Origin of the sequence: Halomonas rhizosphaerae (assembly GCF_030010555.1) — a bacterium.
GTDB lineage: Bacteria > Pseudomonadota > Gammaproteobacteria > Pseudomonadales > Halomonadaceae > Halomonas > Halomonas rhizosphaerae.
This window is the reverse complement of record NZ_JASCQP010000044.1, coordinates 43,655-60,857: the sequence shown is the minus strand read 5'-3', so window position 1 is coordinate 60,857 and position 17,203 is coordinate 43,655. Positions and strand designations below refer to the sequence as shown.

Below are 17,203 nucleotides of genomic sequence, written 5' to 3'. Positions count from 1 at the left end.
GGCACCGGCGCTATACTGCGCCCATGACAATCGACCCGAAATCCCAGATGCCACGCGCCGGACGTCGTCCCCGCGCCCTTTCGATCACGCTGCTCCCGATGCCGCCAAGGATGCCCACCGCATGACCCACTGGACGCTCAGCGACGATCCGCACGCCAAACGCGAAGCCCACAAGTACGACAAGCCCGCTCCCAGCCGCGAATACCTGCTCGCCCGCCTGGAGGAGGCCGGCAAGCCGCTTACCCACGAGGCGATGAGCCAGCAGCTGGGCCTCGACGACGAGGAGCTCCAGGAGGCCGTGCGCCGGCGCCTGGCGGCGATGGAACGCGATGGCCAGGTGCTGCGAAACCGCCGCGGCGCCTATGCGCTGATCGACAAGCTCGACCTGATCAAGGGCAAGGTGCTGGGGCACCGTGACGGCTTCGGCTTCCTGCTGCGCGACGACGGCAAGAAGCCCGACCTGGTGCTGCCGCCGCGGCAGATGCGCCGGGTCTTCCACGGCGACCATGTGCTGGTTCGGGTGAGTGGGCGCGATCGTCGGGGCCGCGACGAGGCCACCATCGTCGAGATGCTCGCGCGCAACACCCAGACCATCGTCGGCGTCTACCGCGCCAATACGCCGGAATTCGGGGTGCTGATCCCCGAGAACTCCCGCATCACCCAGGAGATCATCATTCCCCACAGCGCCTGTGGCGGGGCCCAGGATGGCCAGGTGATCTCGGCGAAGATCGTCCAGCAGCCCGAGACCCGGGTGCAGCCGGTGGGCGAGGTGGTCGAGGTGCTCGGTGAGCGCATGGATCCCGGGATGGAGATCGACATCGCCATCCGCAGCTACGAGATCCCCGCCGAGTTCCCGCCGGACGTCCACGACCAGATCGCCGGCATGTCCGCCGAGGTGGCCGAGCAGGACAAGCACCATCGCATCGACCTGCGCCACGTGCCGCTGGTGACCATCGACGACGAGAGCGCCAAGGACTTCGACGACGCCGTCTGTGCCTGGAAGACCAAGTCGGGCAGCTGGAAGCTGCTGGTGGCCATCGCCGACGTCTCCCATTACGTGCGGCCCGGCAGTGCCCTGGACCAGGAGGCGATCACCCGCGGCAACTCGGTGTACTTCCCGGGTCAGGTGGTGCCGATGCTGCCGGAGCTGCTCTCCAACGGGCTCTGTTCGCTGAACCCGGCCGTCGACCGCCTGGCGCTGGTCTGCGAGATGAACATCTCCCAGAGCGGGGCCATCAGCCGCTACCGGTTCTACGAGGCGGTGTTCCAGTCCCATGCGCGCCTCACCTACAACAAGGTGGCCGCCATCCTCGACGACGAGGGGGAGGAGGGCGACGCCCTGCGCGAGGAGTACCGCGAGCTGGTGCCGTCGCTGAAGAACCTGCACGCCCTCTACCGGCTGCTGCGCGAGGCCCGGGTGGAACGGGGCGCCATCGACTTCGAGACCACCGAGACGGCCATCGTTTTCAACGACGAGCGCAAGATCGAGAAGATCGTCCCGCGCTCGCGCAACGACGCCCACAAGATCATCGAGGAGTGCATGCTGGCGGCCAACGTGGCCACCGCGCGCTTCCTCGACAAGCACGACCTGCCGGCCCTCTATCGCATCCACGAGAAGCCTTCGCCGGAGCGCCTCGACAAGCTGCGCCTGTTCCTCAACGAACTGGGCCTGTCGCTCGGCGGCGGCGACGACCCCAGCCCCCAGGACTACCGTGACCTGGCCGAGGCGATCAAGGGGCGTGACGATACCGACGTCATCCAGACGGTGATGCTGCGCTCCATGAGCCGGGCGGTCTATTCGCCGCAGAACGATGGCCACTTCGGCCTGGCCTATCCGGCCTATGCGCACTTCACCTCGCCGATCCGGCGCTACCCGGACCTGCTGGTCCACCGCGCCATCCGCTCGGTGATCCGCGGCCCGCGCCAGACCAATACCGTGCTGCGTGCCGAAGGGGCCAGCGTGGAACCCCCCAGCAAGTGGGCTCCCTACACCTTCGAGCAGATGCTCGAGCTCGGCGAGCACTGCTCGATGACCGAGCGGCGTGCCGACGACGCCACCCGCGACGTGGAGGACTGGCTCAAGTGCGAGTTCATGTCCGACAAGCTCGGCGAGGTCTATGACGGCAGCATCGCCTCGGTCACCCAGTTCGGCATCTTCGTGCGCCTCGACGAGGTGTTCGTGGAAGGGCTGGTGCACGTCACCTCGCTGCCCTCCGACTACTACCACTACGAGCCCGAGAAGCACCGCCTCAAGGGCGAGCGCAGCGGCATGAGCTACCGCCTGGGCGATGGCGTCACCGTGCAGGTGGCTCGCGTCGACCTGGACGAGCGCAAGATCGACTTCGAGCTGGCCGACGACAAGCCGCGTCCCAAGCGCCAGCCGCGCAAGCGTCGCGGCGGCGACAAGCCGGCCGAGGCGGGCGACGGCAAGCCGGGTGACAAGTCGGGCAAGAGCGGCCGGCGTCGGCGTGGCCCGCGTCGCTCGAGAGCGCGCGGCTGATGGCGGCAGGTCGCAAGCCCCGGCACGACAGGACGCCGGGGCAGGAGAGCAGGGCCCGGCGTCACGCCGGCAGGGAGTCGCCTCGCGCGCCCGCCCCGCCCGGGGGGCTCGAGGCGGTGTTCGGCGTGCATGCGGTGCGGGCGCTGCTCGACCGCGGCGAGGTGCCCCGCGAGCTCTGGGTCCAGGAGGGCAGTGCCGGCACGCGCCTGGCCGAGCTGGTCGAGGTGGCCCGCCAGGGCGGTGCGCGTCTCCACTCCCGTCCTCGGGACGAGCTCGACCGCCTCGCCCAGGGGGCCGCTCACCAGGGCATCATCGCCTTCGCCACGCCGCTCGCCTTCGAGGGCGAGACCTCGCTGTGGCTCAGGCTCGAGGGCTGGCCCCATGAGCCCCCCCCGCTGCTGCTCGTGCTCGACGGCATCACCGACGTGCACAACTTCGGTGCCTGCCTGCGCAGCGCCGATGCCGCGGGGGTGCACGGGGTAATCGTGCCCAAGGACAAGGCGGCGCCGCTCAATGCCATGGTGCGCAAGGTGGCCTGCGGGGCCGCCGAGAGCATGCCGGTCTACCAGGTCACCAACCTGGCCCGCGCCATGGCCAGGCTCAAGGCGCTCGGCGTGTGGATCACCGGCACCGCCGGCGAGGCCGAGGCGAGCCTCTTCGAGGCCGACTTCACCGGCCCCACGGCGCTGGTGATGGGGGCCGAGGGCAAGGGGATGCGCCGCCTCACCCGCGAGGCCTGCGATACCCTGGTCAAGCTGCCCATGGCCGGCAGTGTCTCCAGCCTCAACGTCTCGGTGGCCACCGGCATCTGCCTGTTCGAGGCGGTGCGCCAGCGCCAGGGGCGCGCGCCGGGCGACTGAGCGACGCCCGCCTTGCCAGTCGGGCCGCAGATCATTAGAATACTTGCGCCCGCTCGTCCTGCGAGCGGGTCTTTCTGTCTTCTGACAACCCGTCTTTTGACAATCACTCCTTGCTTCCCCTGAGCGATACGCGTTCGCCATTGAGGAAGCTGCCAAACCGCAAGGAGATCCCATGCGTCACTACGAGATCGTCTTCATGGTCCACCCGGACCAGAGCGAGCAGGTCCCGGCCATGGTCGAGCGCTATACCGGCCTCGTCACCGAGAACGGCGGCACCGTGCATCGCCTCGAGGATTGGGGCCGTCGCCACCTGGCCTACCCGATCAACAAGATCCACAAGGCTCACTACGTGCTGATGAACGTCGAGTGCAGCGGCGAGACCCTCGACGAGATCGAGAACATCTTCCGCTTCAACGACGCCATCATCCGCAGCCTGGTGGTTCGCGCCAAGGAAGCTGTCACCGAGGCCTCGCCGATGATGAAGCCGGTGGAAGAGAAGCGTGTCCGTCGCGACGAGAAGCCGCGCAGCACCGAATCCGCCTGAGCCACCCCATCGCACCTCTGAAGGAGTCTTCCCCATGGCACGCTTTTTCCGTCGCCGCAAGTTCTGCCGTTTCACCGCCGAAGGCGTGAAGCAGATCGACTACAAGGATCTGGACACGCTGAAGGCCTACGTCACCGAGACCGGCAAGATCGTTCCCAGCCGCATCACCGGGACCAAGGCCCGTTACCAGCGCCAGCTGTCCACCGCGATCAAGCGGGCACGCTACCTGGCGCTGCTGCCCTACACCGACAGCCACCAGTAAAGCACTGCGCGTGATGTTGCCCGTCGCCCGCTGGATGATGCGCGGCACGCCCCACGCCGCGGCCGGGGCGGCCGTGGCCACCGCGATTCCCTGGCTGTTCTGGCTGGGGGCCGCCGTGGCGGGCCTGGTCACCCTGCGACACGGCCTGGCCGCGTCGCTGCCGGTGATCATCGCTGCTGCCTTGCCGGCCGGCTGGTGGTGGACCCAGGGGGACGTCATCCCCCTGGCCAGTGTCCTGCTGGTCGTGCTGATGGCGGTGGTGCTGCGCGCCCGGCTGCGCTGGAGCGAGGCGCTCCTCGCCGGCACCCTGGCCGGGGCGGCGATGATCCAGCTGGACATCTTCCTGCCGCCGGGCGGGGCGGGCCCGGTACTGGAGCAGCTGCGCCAGGGCTCGCCGGACATCGCGGCGATGCTCGCCGAGCTCTCCCGCCAGGGCATGGACACCGAGCAGCTGGCCGGCCTGTTGATCAGCGGCGTGACCGCGCTGATCGTGCTGCTCGCCGCGGTGGCCTGCCTGGCCCTGGCGCGCGGCTGGCAGGCCGGGCTCTACAACCCCGGCGGGTTCCGCGAGGAGTTCCACGGCCTGCGCCTGGCGCCCCGTGAGCTCGCCATGCTGGTGGTGCTCGGGGTACTGGGAGCCGTGCTGCAGCTACCGGCCCTGGGCATGCTGGCCTGGGTGCCGCTGCTGGTGGCCGGCATCGCGCTGGTGCATGGTTTTATCGGATTGAAGGGAATGAACGGGCTGTGGCTGGTCGCCTTCTATGTGCTGCTGATCACCACCTGGCCCATGATTCTCATCGTGCTGCTCGCGGCCTTCATCGACACGTTCGCGGACTTCCGCGGACGACTGGCCCGCAGCCACTGACAAGAGGTTTACGAGAATGGACGTCATTCTGCTCGACAAGATTGGCAAGCTGGGCGGTCTGGGTGACCAGGTCACCGTCAAGCCTGGCTACGGCCGCAACTACCTGGTGCCCTATGGCCTGGCCGTGCCGGCCACCAAGGAGAACATCCAGGCCTTCCAGGCCCAGCGTGCCGAGCTCGAGGCCCAGGCCGCCGAGCGCAAGGCCGTGGCCGAGGCGCGTGCCGAACAGCTCAACGACATCGAACTGTCGCTGGTCTCCAAGGCCGGTGACGAGGGCAAGCTGTTCGGCTCGATCGGTCCGCGTGATCTGGCCGAGGCCATCTCCAGCGCCGGGCTCGAGGTCGCCAAGAGCGAAGTGCGCATGCCGCAGGGCCCGATCCGCCAGACCGGCGAGTACGACATCGACCTGCACCTGCATGCCGAAGTCGACGCCACCGTCCGTGTGGTGGTCGTGGCCGAGTAAGGCCTGCGCGACGGCACGCCCGCCGGGGCGTGCCGCGACAGGGGGGCGAGGAGTGAATCCTCGCCCCCTTTTCGTGTGATGCGTCCTGTCACGAACAGGTGTTGTCGTCCTGCCTCGGGCATGGGGTCGGGGCGTGCCATCGCGTAGAATGATCCTGCCCCTTTCCCCTGAAGGTCCGCGCACCATGAACGAACCCCTCACCCTCGACCGGGAAACCGCTGCCCTCAAGGTGCCGCCGCATTCGCTGGAGGCCGAACAGTCCGTGCTCGGCGGCCTGATGCTCGACAATCAGGCCTGGGACAACGTGGCCGACCGTCTGGTGGCGGATGACTTCTATCGCTACGAGCACCGCCTGATCTTCAACGTCATGGCCGGCCTGGCCGAGGCGGGGCGCCCGCTGGATGTGGTGACCCTCTCCGAGGCGCTGGAGGGGCGGGACCAGCTCGATACCGTGGGTGGCCTGGCCTACCTGGCGGAGCTGGCCAGGAGTACGCCGTCCGCCAGCAATATTCGCGCCTATGCCGACATCGTTCGCGAGCGTGCCACCCTGCGCAAGCTGATCCGTGCGGCCAGCCAGATCGCCGATGGCGCCTTCAGCCCCCAGGGGCGCCCCGCCGACGAGCTGGTCGACGAGGCCGAACGGCTGGTGTTCCAGATCAGCGAGGAGCGCCCCAAGTCGGGGGGGCCGATCGGCATGAGCGAGCTGCTGACCAAGGCGGTGGATCGCATCGACGAGCTGTTCAACCTGCAGGGCGAGATGACCGGGCTCTCCACCGGCTTCCGCGACCTGGACGAGATGACCTCGGGGCTGCAGCCCTCGGACCTGGTGATCATTGCCGGCCGCCCCTCCATGGGCAAGACCACCTTCGCCATGAACCTGGTCGAGCATGCGGTGATCGCCAGCGACAGGCCGGTGATGGTGTTCTCCATGGAGATGCCCGCGGACTCGCTGATGCTGCGCATGCTCTCCTCGCTGGGGCGCATCGACCAGACGCGGGTGCGTACCGGCCAGCTGGAGGATGAGGACTGGCCGCGCCTGACCTCGGCGGTCAATCTGCTCAAGGACAAGCAGCTGTTCATCGACGACACCGCCGCGCTCTCGCCCAACGAGATGCGCTCGCGGATCCGTCGCGTGGTGCGCGAGCACGGTAACCTCGCGCTGATCATGATCGACTACCTGCAGCTGATGCAGATCCCCGGCTTCTCCGAGAACCGCACCGGCGAGATCTCCGAGATCTCCCGCTCGCTCAAGGGGCTGGCCAAGGAGTTCGGCTGCCCGGTGGTGGCCCTCTCCCAGCTCAACCGCTCGCTGGAGCAGCGCCCCAACAAGCGCCCGGTGATGTCGGACCTCCGCGAGTCCGGGGCCATCGAGCAGGATGCCGACATCATCGGCTTCGTCTATCGCGACGAGGTCTACAATCCGGATAACCCCGACAATCAGGGGTTGGCCGAAGTGATCATCGGCAAGCAGCGTAACGGCCCCATCGGCACCGTGCACATGGCGTTCATCGGCAAGTACACCCGCTTCGAGGACCTGGCCCCGGACAGCTACCGCGAGGCCTTCGGCGAGTGACGGCGCCCTTGAGTCCCGTGACCGGCCCCGTATAATGCCCAGCCCTCGAATCACACAGGAAGGAGGCACCATGGCAGGCGGATTCCGACGCGGCAATCGCCGGCGTACCCCGAAGCTCGAGGGGCGCGGCGAGCTCCAGTCGATGGAGCGTGAAGGCCCCTTCAAGGAGTGGCTGGGGATGCCTGACCTCTACCGCTATCACCTGGTGGTGGACGGCGAGGCCTACAGCTACCAGACCGAGGATGCCGAGCTGCCGGTCCAGGTCGGCGACCGAGTGGTGTTCCGCTACAAGGAGACCAAGGCCGGCAACTGGGTGGACCGCAACTCCCTGGGCAAGGCGATCGATCCTTCCGAATATCAGTAGGTCCGGAACCTGACGAAGCGGTCAGGGTCACATCAAGGTAATGTCGACGACACGATACCGTCACCGGGTGCAGTCAGGCTGTGCCCGTTCTTGTATCTCGACATCATCGCCCCGGACATCAGGAGGAAGGACCCATGGAATTCCAGGAATTGAAAGCCTTCGTGGCTCGCCACGACAACTTCGAGATCCGCGTGATCGGCCATGCCGGCAGCCGGTTCTATCAGGTCGAGCTGGAGGACGTGGAGGGACAGCGTCACATGCTGACCCGTGCCGCCAAGCCGATCCTCTTCCGCTCGCTGGATGACGTCTATCTGGAGCTCAAGCGCGCCGGCATCCACCGTGCCTATCTGGTCCAGCAGGTGCCCCACGACGAGATGATCGGGCGCGAGACCCACTATCAGGACCCGCTGACGTCGCGCATGCCGCTGGTCTTCTGACCCTATCCCTTGTCCTTGCCCTGCCGCCGCCGTTGCAGCCAGCGCCCCAGGCGCAGGCGGCGGCGGGCGAACCAGCGATACCCCGCATCCATCGTGACCGCGATCCCCGGCAGGGTGCTCAGCCACACCAGCCGGCGATAGCCCAGCACCGCGTAGAGCGCGCGGCTGGCATCCATGCCGATGTACCAGCGCCCCCCGGTGTCGCGGACGTGCAGAAGGCCCATCATCGCCTCGACGCTGGTGCCGAGCGCCGCGGCGTCGAAGTCCGCTGCCTGGATATCCACCAGCCTGACCCGCGCGCGGCGCGGGTGACGCGCCAGCCAGGCCACCTCGCGCTGGCAGAGCGGGCAGTGACCATCGTGGTAGAGGGTCGCCGGGGCGCGGGCCTGGAGGCTCTCGCGTCGTGTCATGGGATCATCTCCTGAATGGCGTCGTAGCCCGCCCGGTGCACGCCCTGGCCATAGGCGGGGGCGGTGTCGAGTCGTGCCAGGAAGGCCTCGGCCTGCTCGCGCATGGCCGCGCGCTTGTCATCGCTCATGCGCCGCAGGCTGGCGTAGATCAGCGACATGCGCGGGTTGCCGCTCAGGGCGTCGGCATGGCGTTCGAGGAAGGCCCAGTAGAGGCTGTTGAAGGGGCAGGCGTCGGGGCCCGTGGCCTGCTTCGGGTCGAAACGGCAGTGCCGGCAGTGGTCCGACATGCGGTCGATGTACTTCCCCGAGGCGCAGTAGGGCTTGGAGCCCATCAGTCCCCCATCGGCATGCAGCACCATCCCCAGGGTGTTGGGCAACTCCACCCATTCGCAGGCATCGGCGTAGACGGCCAGGTACCAGTCGCACAGCGCCTCGGGCGCCACGTCGCAGAGCAGCGCGAAGTTGCCGGTGACCATCAGCCGCTGAATATGGTGGGCATAGGCCTGGTCGCGGGTCATCTCGATGGCGCGCCTCAGGCAGCGCAGTTCGGTGTCGCCGCTCCAGAAGGCGGCCGGCAGGCCACGGCTCGCCCCCAGTGCGTTGCGACGCTTGTAGTCGGGCATCCGCGTCCAATAGAGGCCGCGCACATACTCCCGCCAGCCCAGCACCTGACGGATGAAACCCTCCACCGCGTTGAGCGGTGCCTCGCCGCGGTAGTAACGAGCCTCGACCGCCTCGCACACCTCCCGGGGCGAGAGCAGGCCCAGGTTGAGGGCCGCGGATAGCCGGGAATGGAAGAGGAAGGGATCGGCGTCGCTGATCGCGTCCTGAAAGCGGCCGAAGTCGGGGAGAAGACGCTCGAGAAAATGGCGCAGGTCACCCAGCGCCTGACGGCGCGTTACCGGCCAATGAAAGTTCTCCAGAGTGCCGAAATGCGCGGGGAAATGCTCCGCCACCAGCGCCAGCACGGCCTTGGTAGTCTCGTCCCGGCCGTGACGGGGCGGCGGGGGCGGGCGTGTCCCCGTGGACAGCGGCTCGCGATTGTCATGGTCGAAGTTCCACCGGCCGCCTGCCGGCTGGCCGTCCTCCATCAACAGGCCGGTGCGCTGGCGCATCATGCGGTAGAAGTGCTCCATCCGCGGCGCCTTGCGCTTCCGGGCCCAGGCAGCGAACGCCTCCGGCGTCGTGAAGAAGCGGTCATCCTCGATCAGGCGCCAGGGCAGGGCGGCGTCCTCGCGCTCGCGCATCGCCTGCCACAGCCGCCACTCGCCGGGGCGCACCACGCGGACCTCGTCGCAGGCGTAGAGGCCGGCCAGGCGCTCTGCCTCGTCGACCAGCGCCTGGGCATTGTCCGGGTCGTCCAGGGCGCTGTAGTGGACGCGATGGCCCCTGTCGCGAAGCTCGGCGGCGAAGTGGCGCATGGCGGAGAGGATCAGGGCGATCTTCTGGGGATGGTGGGGCACATAGGTGCCTTCGGCGGCCACCTCGCACAGTGCGACCACCGTGTCGTCCGGCAGGTCACGCAGGCTGGCCATGTCATGGCTGAGCTGGTCGCCGAGCAGCAGCACAAGCGGTCGGGACATGATCCTCTTCTCAAGCTGTACAAATTCCGCTCATAGTACAACTTCATCCCACCCCGGGCGAGCGGGCTGTTAGACTAGGGCGCAATGACTCATCGACCCGAAGGAGCTCCCGCATGACCCCCCCGAACCCGGATAAGGCCTCCCCCGACCTGGATTCACCGGGCAGCGGCCGCCTGGCCCATGCCCCGGCCGACCACCCGGCGGTGGCCAGGCCGAAGGTCGGCGTGGTGCTCGCCAACCTGGGCACGCCGGATGCCACCGACTACTGGTCGATGCGCCGCTACCTGAGCGAATTCCTCTCCGACAAGCGGGTGGTCGACTACCCGGACTGGAAGTGGCAGCCGCTGCTGCAGCTGATCATTCTCTCGCGCCGGCCCTTCAAGTCCGGTGAGGCCTATCGTGGCATCTGGAACACCGAGAAGGACGAGAGTCCGCTGCTGACCATCACCCGCGAGCAGACCCGCAAGATCGCGGCGGGGCTCCACGCGCAGTTCGGCGAGAGCGTGGTGGTGGACTTCTGCATGCGTTACGGCAACCCCGCTACCGACAGTGTGCTGAAGCGCATGCAGGCGGCGGGTTGCGAGCGAATCCTGTTCTTCCCGCTCTATCCGCAGTACGCCTCGCCGACTACCGCCACGGCCAACGACCAGGCCTTCCGCACCCTGATGACGCTCAAGTGGCAGCCGGCGATTCGCACCGTGCCCGCCTATTTCGAGCATCCCGCCTATCTGGATGCCCTGGCGAATTCGGTGCGCGAGGCCTACGACGCCGCCGAGACGCCCCCCGAGGTGCTGGTCGCCTCCTACCATGGGGTGCCCAAGCGCTATCTGCTGGAGGGTGACCCCTACCACTGCCAGTGCCAGAAGACCACGCGCCTGCTGCGCGAGCGGTTGGGCTGGGGGGAGGCGGCGATCCAGACCGCCTTCCAGTCCAAGTTCGGCCCCGAGGAGTGGGTGGGGCCGGCCACCGTGGAGCACGTCGCCGAGCTGGCCCGTCAGGGCAGGAAGCACATCGCGGTGGTGTCGCCGGCCTTCTCGTCGGACTGCGTGGAGACCCTGGAGGAGATCGAGGAGGAGATCCGCGAGAGCTTCCTCGAGGCCGGCGGCGAGACCTTCACCTACATCCCCTGCCTGAATGATCGCGACGACCATATCGCCGCGCTGCTCTCGATCATCGACAACGAGCTGGGCGGCTGGGTGTAGGCCCTGCCGGTCCTTGTCGGTTCCTGTCCACCCTGCCTCGGGNTGGCGGGCCCGAGGCGTGTCAGCCGTGGCCGCGATCCGGGTGTGGTACCGGCTTTTCGCCGATCTCCTCGTCGCGCAGCTCGGGCGGGTTGCCGCGGGTCTTGTCCTCGTGTCGCAGCTGCAGGTGCAGGCCGGTCTTGGCCAGCAGGTGGGCGCTGACCGGGGCGGTGATGAACAGGAACAGCGTGATCAGCATCTCCTGGATGTCGGGCTTGCCGTCGATCACCCAGAAATAGAGCATCGAGGCGACCAGCATGCAGCCGATCCCCAGGGTGGTGGCCTTGGTGGGCCCGTGCAGGCGCATGTAGAAGTCGCGCAGGTGGGCCATGCCCAGCGAGCCGATGAAGGCGAAGGCGCCACCGGCGACCAGCAGGAAGGCGATCACGCCCTCGAGGAACACGTACAGCGTCATGGGGCCTCCTATTCGATGATGTCGCCGCGCAGCAGGTACTTGCAGACCGCCACGGTGCTGATGAAGCCGAGCATGGCGATCAGCAGCGCCGACTCGAAGTAGGTCTTGGTGTTCAGCCACAGTCCCATCAGCACGATCAGCGCGATGGAATTCACGTACATGGTGTCCAGCGCCAGGATCCGGTCCGGCATGTCCGGCCCCACCGTCAGGCGATAGACGTTGAGCAGCAGGGCCGCCACCACCAGGGCCATGCTGGTCCACAGGGCAATGTCTAGCATTCGTAGATCTCCTTCAGCGGCCGCTCGTAGCGTTCGCGGATATGCGCGATCAGCGCCTCCTCATCCTCCACGTCCAGGGCATGGATCAGCAGCGTACGGCCGTCCAGGCGCAGGTTGGCCGATACCGTGCCCGGGGTCAGGCTGATGGTGTTGGCCAGCAGGGTGATGGTGAAGCGGTCCTCCAGCATCAGCGGGTATTCCACGAAGTGGGGGCGCAGCCGGCGCCAGGGATTGACGATCAGCCAGGCCACCTCGATGTTGGCGATGAGGATGTCGCCGAGCACGCGCAACACGAAGCGCAGCAGCTTCCAGGGCCGGGCCACATGGGGCTGAGCATCCCAGAAGCGATGGGTGGCCAGCGGGATCACCACCGCCAGGAAACCACCCAGCAGGAGCTGGCCGAAGGCGGTGCTGCGCACCAGCAGCAGCCAGACCGCCAGCAGCAGGATCGACAGCAGGGGGGTCGGCAGCCAGGGACGGGGCTTGATCATGGCGTGCCTCCGGCATCGTTCAACAGGGCGTTGACCACCACCTGGGGGTTGGCCAGCTGCTCGGCGGTGGCCCGGGTGTAGTCGCTGACCGGGCCGGCCAGGGCCACCAGCAGCGGCGAGGCACCCAGCAGCCAGGCGACCCCGAACCACTGGCGCCGCGGCAGGGGCAGGCCCATCGGCTCCCCCTGACTCCGCCAGAACAGGGTGGAGCCGGCCCGGGACAGGGCAATCAGCGCGCACAGGCCGGTGCCCAGCAGGATCGGCCACAGCCAGGCGCGCTGGCCGCCCTCGGCGGCCGCCATCATCAGGGCCTTGCCGATGGCCCCCGAGAGCGGTGGCAGGCCGGCCACCGCCACGGCACCGACGAAGAACAGCCCGGCCAGCCAGCCGCCCTGATGCAGGGGGCGGCCCCTGACCAGGCGGGTACCGGCCTTGCCCCGCTGCAGGCCGATCAGCTCGGCCAGCAGGAAGAGCCCGCCGGTGATCAGGGTGGTGTGTATCAGGTAGTAGAGCAGGGCGGAGACGGCGGCCGGCGAGCCCATGCCGATGCCGGCCAGCAGGGTGCCCACCGAGACCAGCACCAGGTAGGCCACCAGCAGGCGCAGGTCACGGGCCGCGAGCACGCCGACCCCGGCCACCACCAGGGTGCCCAGCGAGAGCCACCACACCCAGGCCTGCTCGAGGTCCGCCAGCGGTCCGGCGTGGTCGCCGAAGACCAGCGAATAGACCCGCAGGATGGCGTAGATGCCGACCTTGGTCATGATGGCGAACAGCGCCGCCACCGGCGCCGGCGCGGCGGCGTAGGCCCGCGGCAGCCAGAAGTAGAGCGGCAGGATCGCCGCCTTGAGGCCGAACACCACCAGCAGCATCAGGCCGCCGGCGGTGACCAGCCCGGCCCGCTCGTCGGGCAACTCGGCGAGGCGCACCGCCATGTCGGCCATGTTGAGGGTGCCGGTGGCGCCGTAGAGCACGCCCACGGCGATCAGGAACAGCGAGGAACCGGCCAGGTTGAGCACCACGTAGTGCACGCCGGCCTGGATACGTGCCTTGCCGCCGCCGTGCAGCAGCAGGGCGTAGGAGGCCAGCAGCAGCACTTCGAAGAACACGAAGAGGTTGAACAGGTCACCGGTGAGGAAGGCCCCGTTGATGCCCATCAGCTGCCACTGGAAGAGGCCGTGGAAGTTACTGCCGCGCTCGTCGTCGCCGGCACAGGCGAACACCACCGCCCCGAGGGCGAGCACCGCGGTGAGCAGCACCATCAGCGCCGAGAGGCGATCGAGCACCAGCACGATGCCGAAGGGCGGCTGCCAGTCACCCAGCGCATAGTAGGTGACCTCGCCGCCGGCGGCACGGGCCACCAGGGCGAAGCCGACCACCACCAGTGCCGCCGTGGCGACGACCCCGACCAGGCGCTTGGCCCGGGTGGCTCCCTGGCGGCGATACAGCAGCAGGATGCCGGCGACCAGCGGCAGCACCACGGGCAGGACGATCAGATGCTGCATCACGGGCGCCCCTCCCCGTCTTCATGCTTGCGGCCGTCGACATGGTCGTTGCCCGCCTCGCTGCGCGCGCGCATGGCCAGGATCACCACGAAGGCGGTCATGGCGAAGCCGATCACGATGGCGGTGAGCACCAGTGCCTGGGGCAGCGGGTCGGCATAGTCGGCCGGTCCGTCGAGGATGGCGGCCCCGTCGGTGGTCAGCCCGCCCATGGAGAACAGGAAGAGGTTGACCGCATAGGAGAGCAGGGTGAGGCCGACCACCACCGGGAAGGTGCGGCCACGCAGGACCAGATAGAGCCCGCAGGCGGTCAGCACGCCGGTGGTGATGGCGTAGAGGCTTTCCATCAGCGTTTCTCCTTGCCGGGTCGCGAAGTGGGGGCGTTGTCGAAGCTCGTGGCGGCTTCCTTGGCCGGGCGGTGGGGCGTGGTGACCTTGCCCAGGTTGGCGAGGATCATCAGCGTGGCCCCCACCACCGCCAGGTAGACGCCGAGGTCGAAGAGCATGGCGGTGGCCAGCTCGAACTTGCCGACCAGCGGCAGGTGGAAGTAACCGAAGGCCGAGGTCAGGAAGGGATGGCCGAACAGCCAGCTGCCAAGCCCCGTGAGGGTGGCGATGGCTACCCCGGCGATCGCTACCGGCTGATAGGGGAAGTCGAGGCGCTGCTGGACCCATTCGACGCCGCGGGCCATGTAGAGCAGGATCAGCGCCACGGCGGTGACCAGACCGGCGATGAAGCCGCCGCCGGGCTGGTTGTGGCCGCGCAGGAAGATGAAGGCCGACACCAGCAGGGCCAGCGGCAGCAGCGCCATGGAGATGGAGGTGAGAATTGCCGGATAGTGGTCCGGTGACCAGAGTCGACCCTTGCCGTCGCTGTGCGGCATGAACAGTCGCAGCCGGTTGAGCAGCTTGAAGATCGCCAGGCCCGCCAGCGCCAGCACGGTGATCTCGCCCAGGGTATCGAAGCCACGGAAGTCCACCAGGATGACGTTGACCACGTTGTGGCCGCCGCCGCCGGGCACGCTGTTCTCCAGGAAGAAGCCCGAGATGGGGGCATTGTCCCGCGTCAGCACCGCGTAGTTGAGGCTGGCGACCACCATGCCCAGGGCACCGGCCAGCACCACGTCGCGCAGGCTGCGGCGGTTCGAGGACTCCCGGGGTGTCTTCTGGGGCAGGAAGAACAGCGCCAGCATCAGCAGGATCATGGTCACCACCTCCACCGAGAGCTGGGTCAGCGCCAGGTCGGGCGCGGAGAAGCGGGCGAAGGTCAGGGCGACCACCAGGCCCACTACCGAGAGCATCAGCAGCGAGATCAGGCGGTAGCGGTGGGTGGCGGCCGTCGCGATGCCGCCGAAGATCAGCAGGCCGGCCCCCAGCAGCAGGATGCCGTCGAGGGGCTGGTTGCCCAGCTCGCCGGTCAACCCGCTCAGGCGCGCCAGGCCCAGGCCGCCCATCAGCAGGGCGGCCAACAGCAGCCAGGTCATGTAGCGTTGCAGCGAGCCCCCGTCGAACCGGGCCAGGCCCGCCTCCGAGCCGCGTCCCAGCCATTGCACGGCGGCCTCGAACACCAGGCGGGCATCCACCGGGCGGAATCCCTTGAGGAAGCGGCGCAGGTCGGGGTGGCGCCAGTAGGTCGCGACGCCGGCGACCAGGGCCACCAGGCTCATCATCAGCGGCAGGTTGACGCCGTGCCAGATCGCCAGGTGGAACTCGAACGCCTCGCCCAGCACCGGCGCCAGCGCCAGGCCCAGCAGCCCCTCCGCCAGCACGGGGGCCAGGCCCACGACCACGCACAGCACCACCAGCAGTACCACCGGGGCGCGCATCAGCCAGGGCGGCTCATGGGGCGACCTGGGCGGCGCCTCTCGGGCCGGCCTGAAGAAGACCGCATGCACCAGGCGCAGCGAGTAGGCCACCGAGAGGATGCCGCCCAGGGTGGCGAGTACCGGCAGCAGCCAGCTCAACCCGCCCAGCACCGGGGTCGCCAGGGTCTCGGTGAAGAACATCTCCTTGGAGAGGAAGCCGTTGAGCAGCGGCACGCCGGCCATGGCGGCGCCCGCCACGCTGGTCAGCACCGCGGTGACCGGCATGGCCCGGCGCAGGCCCCCCAGGCGGCCCAGCTCGCGCGTGCCGGTCTCATGGTCGATGATGCCTGCGCTCATGAACAGCGCCGCCTTGAAGGTGGCGTGGTTGAGGATATGGAAGAGTGCCGCGAGCACCGCCATGGGCGTGCCGATCCCCAGCAGCACGGTGATCAGTCCCAGGTGGCTGACCGTCGAGAAGGCCAGGATGCCCTTGAGGTCGGTCTTGAGCAGGGCGAACCAGGCGCCATAGAGCATGGTGGCCATGCCGACCAGGGAAACGATCACCGACCACAGCTCGCTGCCGGCGATGGCCGGGTGCAGGCGCGCCATCAGGAAGATGCCCGCCTTGACCATGGTCGCCGAGTGCAGATAGGCGGAGACCGGCGTGGGGGCCGCCATGGCATGGGGCAACCAGAACTGGAAGGGGAACTGCGCCGACTTGGTGAAGGCGCCGAGAAGCACCAGCACCAGCATCAGCGGGTAGCGCGGGTCGGCGAGAATCGCCTCGCCGCCGGCCAGGACGTCGTCCATGGCGTAGCTGCCCACCATGTCGCCCAGCAGCAGCAGGCCGGCGAGCAGCGCCAGGCCTCCGGCGCCGGTCACGGTCAAGGCCATGCGCGCGCCCTTGCGGGCGTCGCTGCGGTGCGACCAGAAGCCGATCAGCAGGAAGGAGGAGATGCTGGTGAGCTCCCAGAAGAGCCACAGCAGCAGCAGGTTGTCGGCCATCACGATGCCGACCATGGAGGCCATGAACAGGATCAGATAGGCGTAGAAGCGCCCGAAGGGTTCCTCCGGCGACAGGTAGTAGTGCGCATAGAGCAGGATCAGCAGGCCGATCCCCATGATCAGCAGGTTGAACAGCACCGACAGGCCGTCCAGCCGGAAGGCCAGGTCGAGGCCCAGGGTGGGTACCCAGTCGACGGCGAAGCGCAGTGCCTCGCCGGCGGCCAGGTCCGGCAGCTGCCCGAGGGTCAGCAGCAGGGCCAGCGCGGGCAGCAGCGCGGTGGCCAGGGAGCAGAATCGTCGCCCGCGTCGCTCGGTGAACGCGGGCACCAGCACCCCCAGCAGGGGCAACAGGGCTATCCACAGCAATGTCATCGATCGGTCATCCTGCGCGGGTCCGGGAACGGGGAGGGCCTAGCGTGCCCGCGGGACAGGATGACGCAAGCGACATGCCGTCGCATCCCGTCCCTGGGTCAGGTAGCCCCCCCATGGCTTGGCTCCTTTCCACTCTACCGCAAAGGGAACTCGCTCGCCGCCTCCTTGCCTTTCAACACCTTGTCTCTATAGAGTTGAGCGTTCGAATCGGTGGGGGCGGCGACGGTGCCGCGAACG

At 68.2% G+C, this 17,203-nt stretch carries 18 protein-coding genes; 10 read left to right on the top strand and 8 right to left on the bottom strand.

Annotation, left to right across the window (positions count from 1 at the left end; translation table 11 throughout):
- Nucleotides 1-121: 121 nt before the first annotated feature.
- The 9 genes from rnr to QLQ83_RS18155 all read left to right on the top strand — a co-directional run bounded on the left by rnr (nucleotide 122) and on the right by QLQ83_RS18155 (nucleotide 7,868).
- Nucleotides 122-2,500 (top strand): ribonuclease R, encoded by a 2,379-nt coding sequence (gene rnr, locus QLQ83_RS18195; RefSeq protein WP_282736916.1) that lies wholly within the window; start codon nucleotides 122-124, stop codon nucleotides 2,498-2,500.
- The gene (rlmB, locus tag QLQ83_RS18190) at nucleotides 2,500-3,360 is read left to right on the top strand and encodes a 23S rRNA (guanosine(2251)-2'-O)-methyltransferase RlmB (RefSeq protein ID WP_282736915.1); all 861 of its coding nucleotides are present in this window, start codon (nucleotides 2,500-2,502) and stop codon (nucleotides 3,358-3,360) included. Before rnr ends, rlmB begins: the two co-directional genes overlap by 1 nt.
- A 172-nt stretch (nucleotides 3,361-3,532) precedes the next feature.
- The gene (gene rpsF, locus QLQ83_RS18185; protein WP_040185479.1) at nucleotides 3,533-3,904 is read left to right on the top strand and encodes a 30S ribosomal protein S6; all 372 of its coding nucleotides are present in this window, start codon (nucleotides 3,533-3,535) and stop codon (nucleotides 3,902-3,904) included.
- Between the two features lie 34 nt (nucleotides 3,905-3,938).
- The gene (gene rpsR, locus QLQ83_RS18180; protein ID WP_013333281.1) at nucleotides 3,939-4,166 is read left to right on the top strand and encodes a 30S ribosomal protein S18; all 228 of its coding nucleotides are present in this window, start codon (nucleotides 3,939-3,941) and stop codon (nucleotides 4,164-4,166) included.
- Nucleotides 4,167-4,179: 13 nt separating this feature from the next.
- Nucleotides 4,180-5,031 (top strand): YybS family protein, encoded by an 852-nt coding sequence (locus tag QLQ83_RS18175; RefSeq protein WP_282736914.1) that lies wholly within the window; start codon nucleotides 4,180-4,182, stop codon nucleotides 5,029-5,031.
- Between the two features lie 16 nt (nucleotides 5,032-5,047).
- Nucleotides 5,048-5,494, top strand: a complete 447-nt coding sequence (gene rplI, locus QLQ83_RS18170; protein WP_282736913.1) for a 50S ribosomal protein L9 — start codon at nucleotides 5,048-5,050, stop codon at nucleotides 5,492-5,494.
- Nucleotides 5,495-5,678: 184 nt separating this feature from the next.
- On the top strand, nucleotides 5,679-7,067 hold the full coding sequence (gene dnaB, locus QLQ83_RS18165; RefSeq protein ID WP_282736912.1) for a replicative DNA helicase: 1,389 nt from the start codon (nucleotides 5,679-5,681) through the stop codon (nucleotides 7,065-7,067).
- Between the two features lie 70 nt (nucleotides 7,068-7,137).
- A complete protein-coding gene (locus tag QLQ83_RS18160; RefSeq protein ID WP_040185486.1) occupies nucleotides 7,138-7,431 on the top strand; it encodes a hypothetical protein in 294 nt (97 codons plus the stop codon).
- A gap of 134 nt (nucleotides 7,432-7,565) precedes the next feature.
- Nucleotides 7,566-7,868: a DUF6482 family protein gene (locus tag QLQ83_RS18155; protein ID WP_282736911.1), complete on the top strand. Its 303-nt coding sequence runs from the start codon at nucleotides 7,566-7,568 to the stop codon at nucleotides 7,866-7,868.
- A 2-nt stretch (nucleotides 7,869-7,870) separates the two neighbouring features.
- On the opposite strand, the gene QLQ83_RS18150 is transcribed toward QLQ83_RS18155, so the two are convergent.
- Together QLQ83_RS18150 and QLQ83_RS18145 are read right to left on the bottom strand one after the other, a co-directional pair.
- Nucleotides 7,871-8,278: a thiol-disulfide oxidoreductase DCC family protein gene (locus tag QLQ83_RS18150; RefSeq protein ID WP_282736910.1), complete on the bottom strand. Its 408-nt coding sequence runs from the start codon at nucleotides 8,276-8,278 to the stop codon at nucleotides 7,871-7,873.
- Nucleotides 8,275-9,861 carry a cryptochrome/photolyase family protein gene (locus QLQ83_RS18145; protein WP_282736909.1) on the bottom strand — a complete coding sequence of 529 codons (1,587 nt, stop codon included), beginning with the start codon at nucleotides 9,859-9,861 and terminating at the stop codon, nucleotides 8,275-8,277. Before QLQ83_RS18145 ends, QLQ83_RS18150 begins: the two co-directional genes overlap by 4 nt.
- Nucleotides 9,862-9,974: 113 nt before the next feature.
- Between QLQ83_RS18145 and hemH the strand changes: the two genes are divergently transcribed.
- Nucleotides 9,975-11,063 (top strand): ferrochelatase, encoded by a 1,089-nt coding sequence (hemH, locus tag QLQ83_RS18140; protein WP_282736908.1) that lies wholly within the window; start codon nucleotides 9,975-9,977, stop codon nucleotides 11,061-11,063.
- Between the two features lie 61 nt (nucleotides 11,064-11,124).
- On the opposite strand, the gene QLQ83_RS18135 is transcribed toward hemH, so the two are convergent.
- From QLQ83_RS18135 to QLQ83_RS18110, 6 genes are read right to left on the bottom strand one after another with little or no spacing between them, the layout of a single operon-like run.
- Entirely contained in the window at nucleotides 11,125-11,517 is a 393-nt protein-coding gene (locus tag QLQ83_RS18135) for a Na+/H+ antiporter subunit G (RefSeq protein WP_181243564.1), read from the bottom strand.
- Between the two features lie 8 nt (nucleotides 11,518-11,525).
- Nucleotides 11,526-11,795, bottom strand: coding sequence for a K+/H+ antiporter subunit F (locus tag QLQ83_RS18130; protein WP_250059830.1), 270 nt, complete (start codon nucleotides 11,793-11,795; stop codon nucleotides 11,526-11,528).
- Entirely contained in the window at nucleotides 11,789-12,286 is a 498-nt protein-coding gene (locus QLQ83_RS18125) for a Na+/H+ antiporter subunit E (protein WP_282736907.1), read from the bottom strand. The genes QLQ83_RS18130 and QLQ83_RS18125 overlap by 7 nt, the downstream gene beginning before the upstream one ends.
- On the bottom strand, nucleotides 12,283-13,791 hold the full coding sequence (locus QLQ83_RS18120) for a monovalent cation/H+ antiporter subunit D (protein ID WP_282736906.1): 1,509 nt from the start codon (nucleotides 13,789-13,791) through the stop codon (nucleotides 12,283-12,285). Before QLQ83_RS18120 ends, QLQ83_RS18125 begins: the two co-directional genes overlap by 4 nt.
- Nucleotides 13,788-14,132 (bottom strand): Na+/H+ antiporter subunit C, encoded by a 345-nt coding sequence (locus tag QLQ83_RS18115; protein ID WP_106230575.1) that lies wholly within the window; start codon nucleotides 14,130-14,132, stop codon nucleotides 13,788-13,790. The genes QLQ83_RS18120 and QLQ83_RS18115 overlap by 4 nt, the downstream gene beginning before the upstream one ends.
- Nucleotides 14,132-16,966 (bottom strand): monovalent cation/H+ antiporter subunit A, encoded by a 2,835-nt coding sequence (locus QLQ83_RS18110; protein WP_282736905.1) that lies wholly within the window; start codon nucleotides 16,964-16,966, stop codon nucleotides 14,132-14,134. The genes QLQ83_RS18115 and QLQ83_RS18110 overlap by 1 nt, the downstream gene beginning before the upstream one ends.
- Nucleotides 16,967-17,203: the final 237 nt, after the last annotated feature.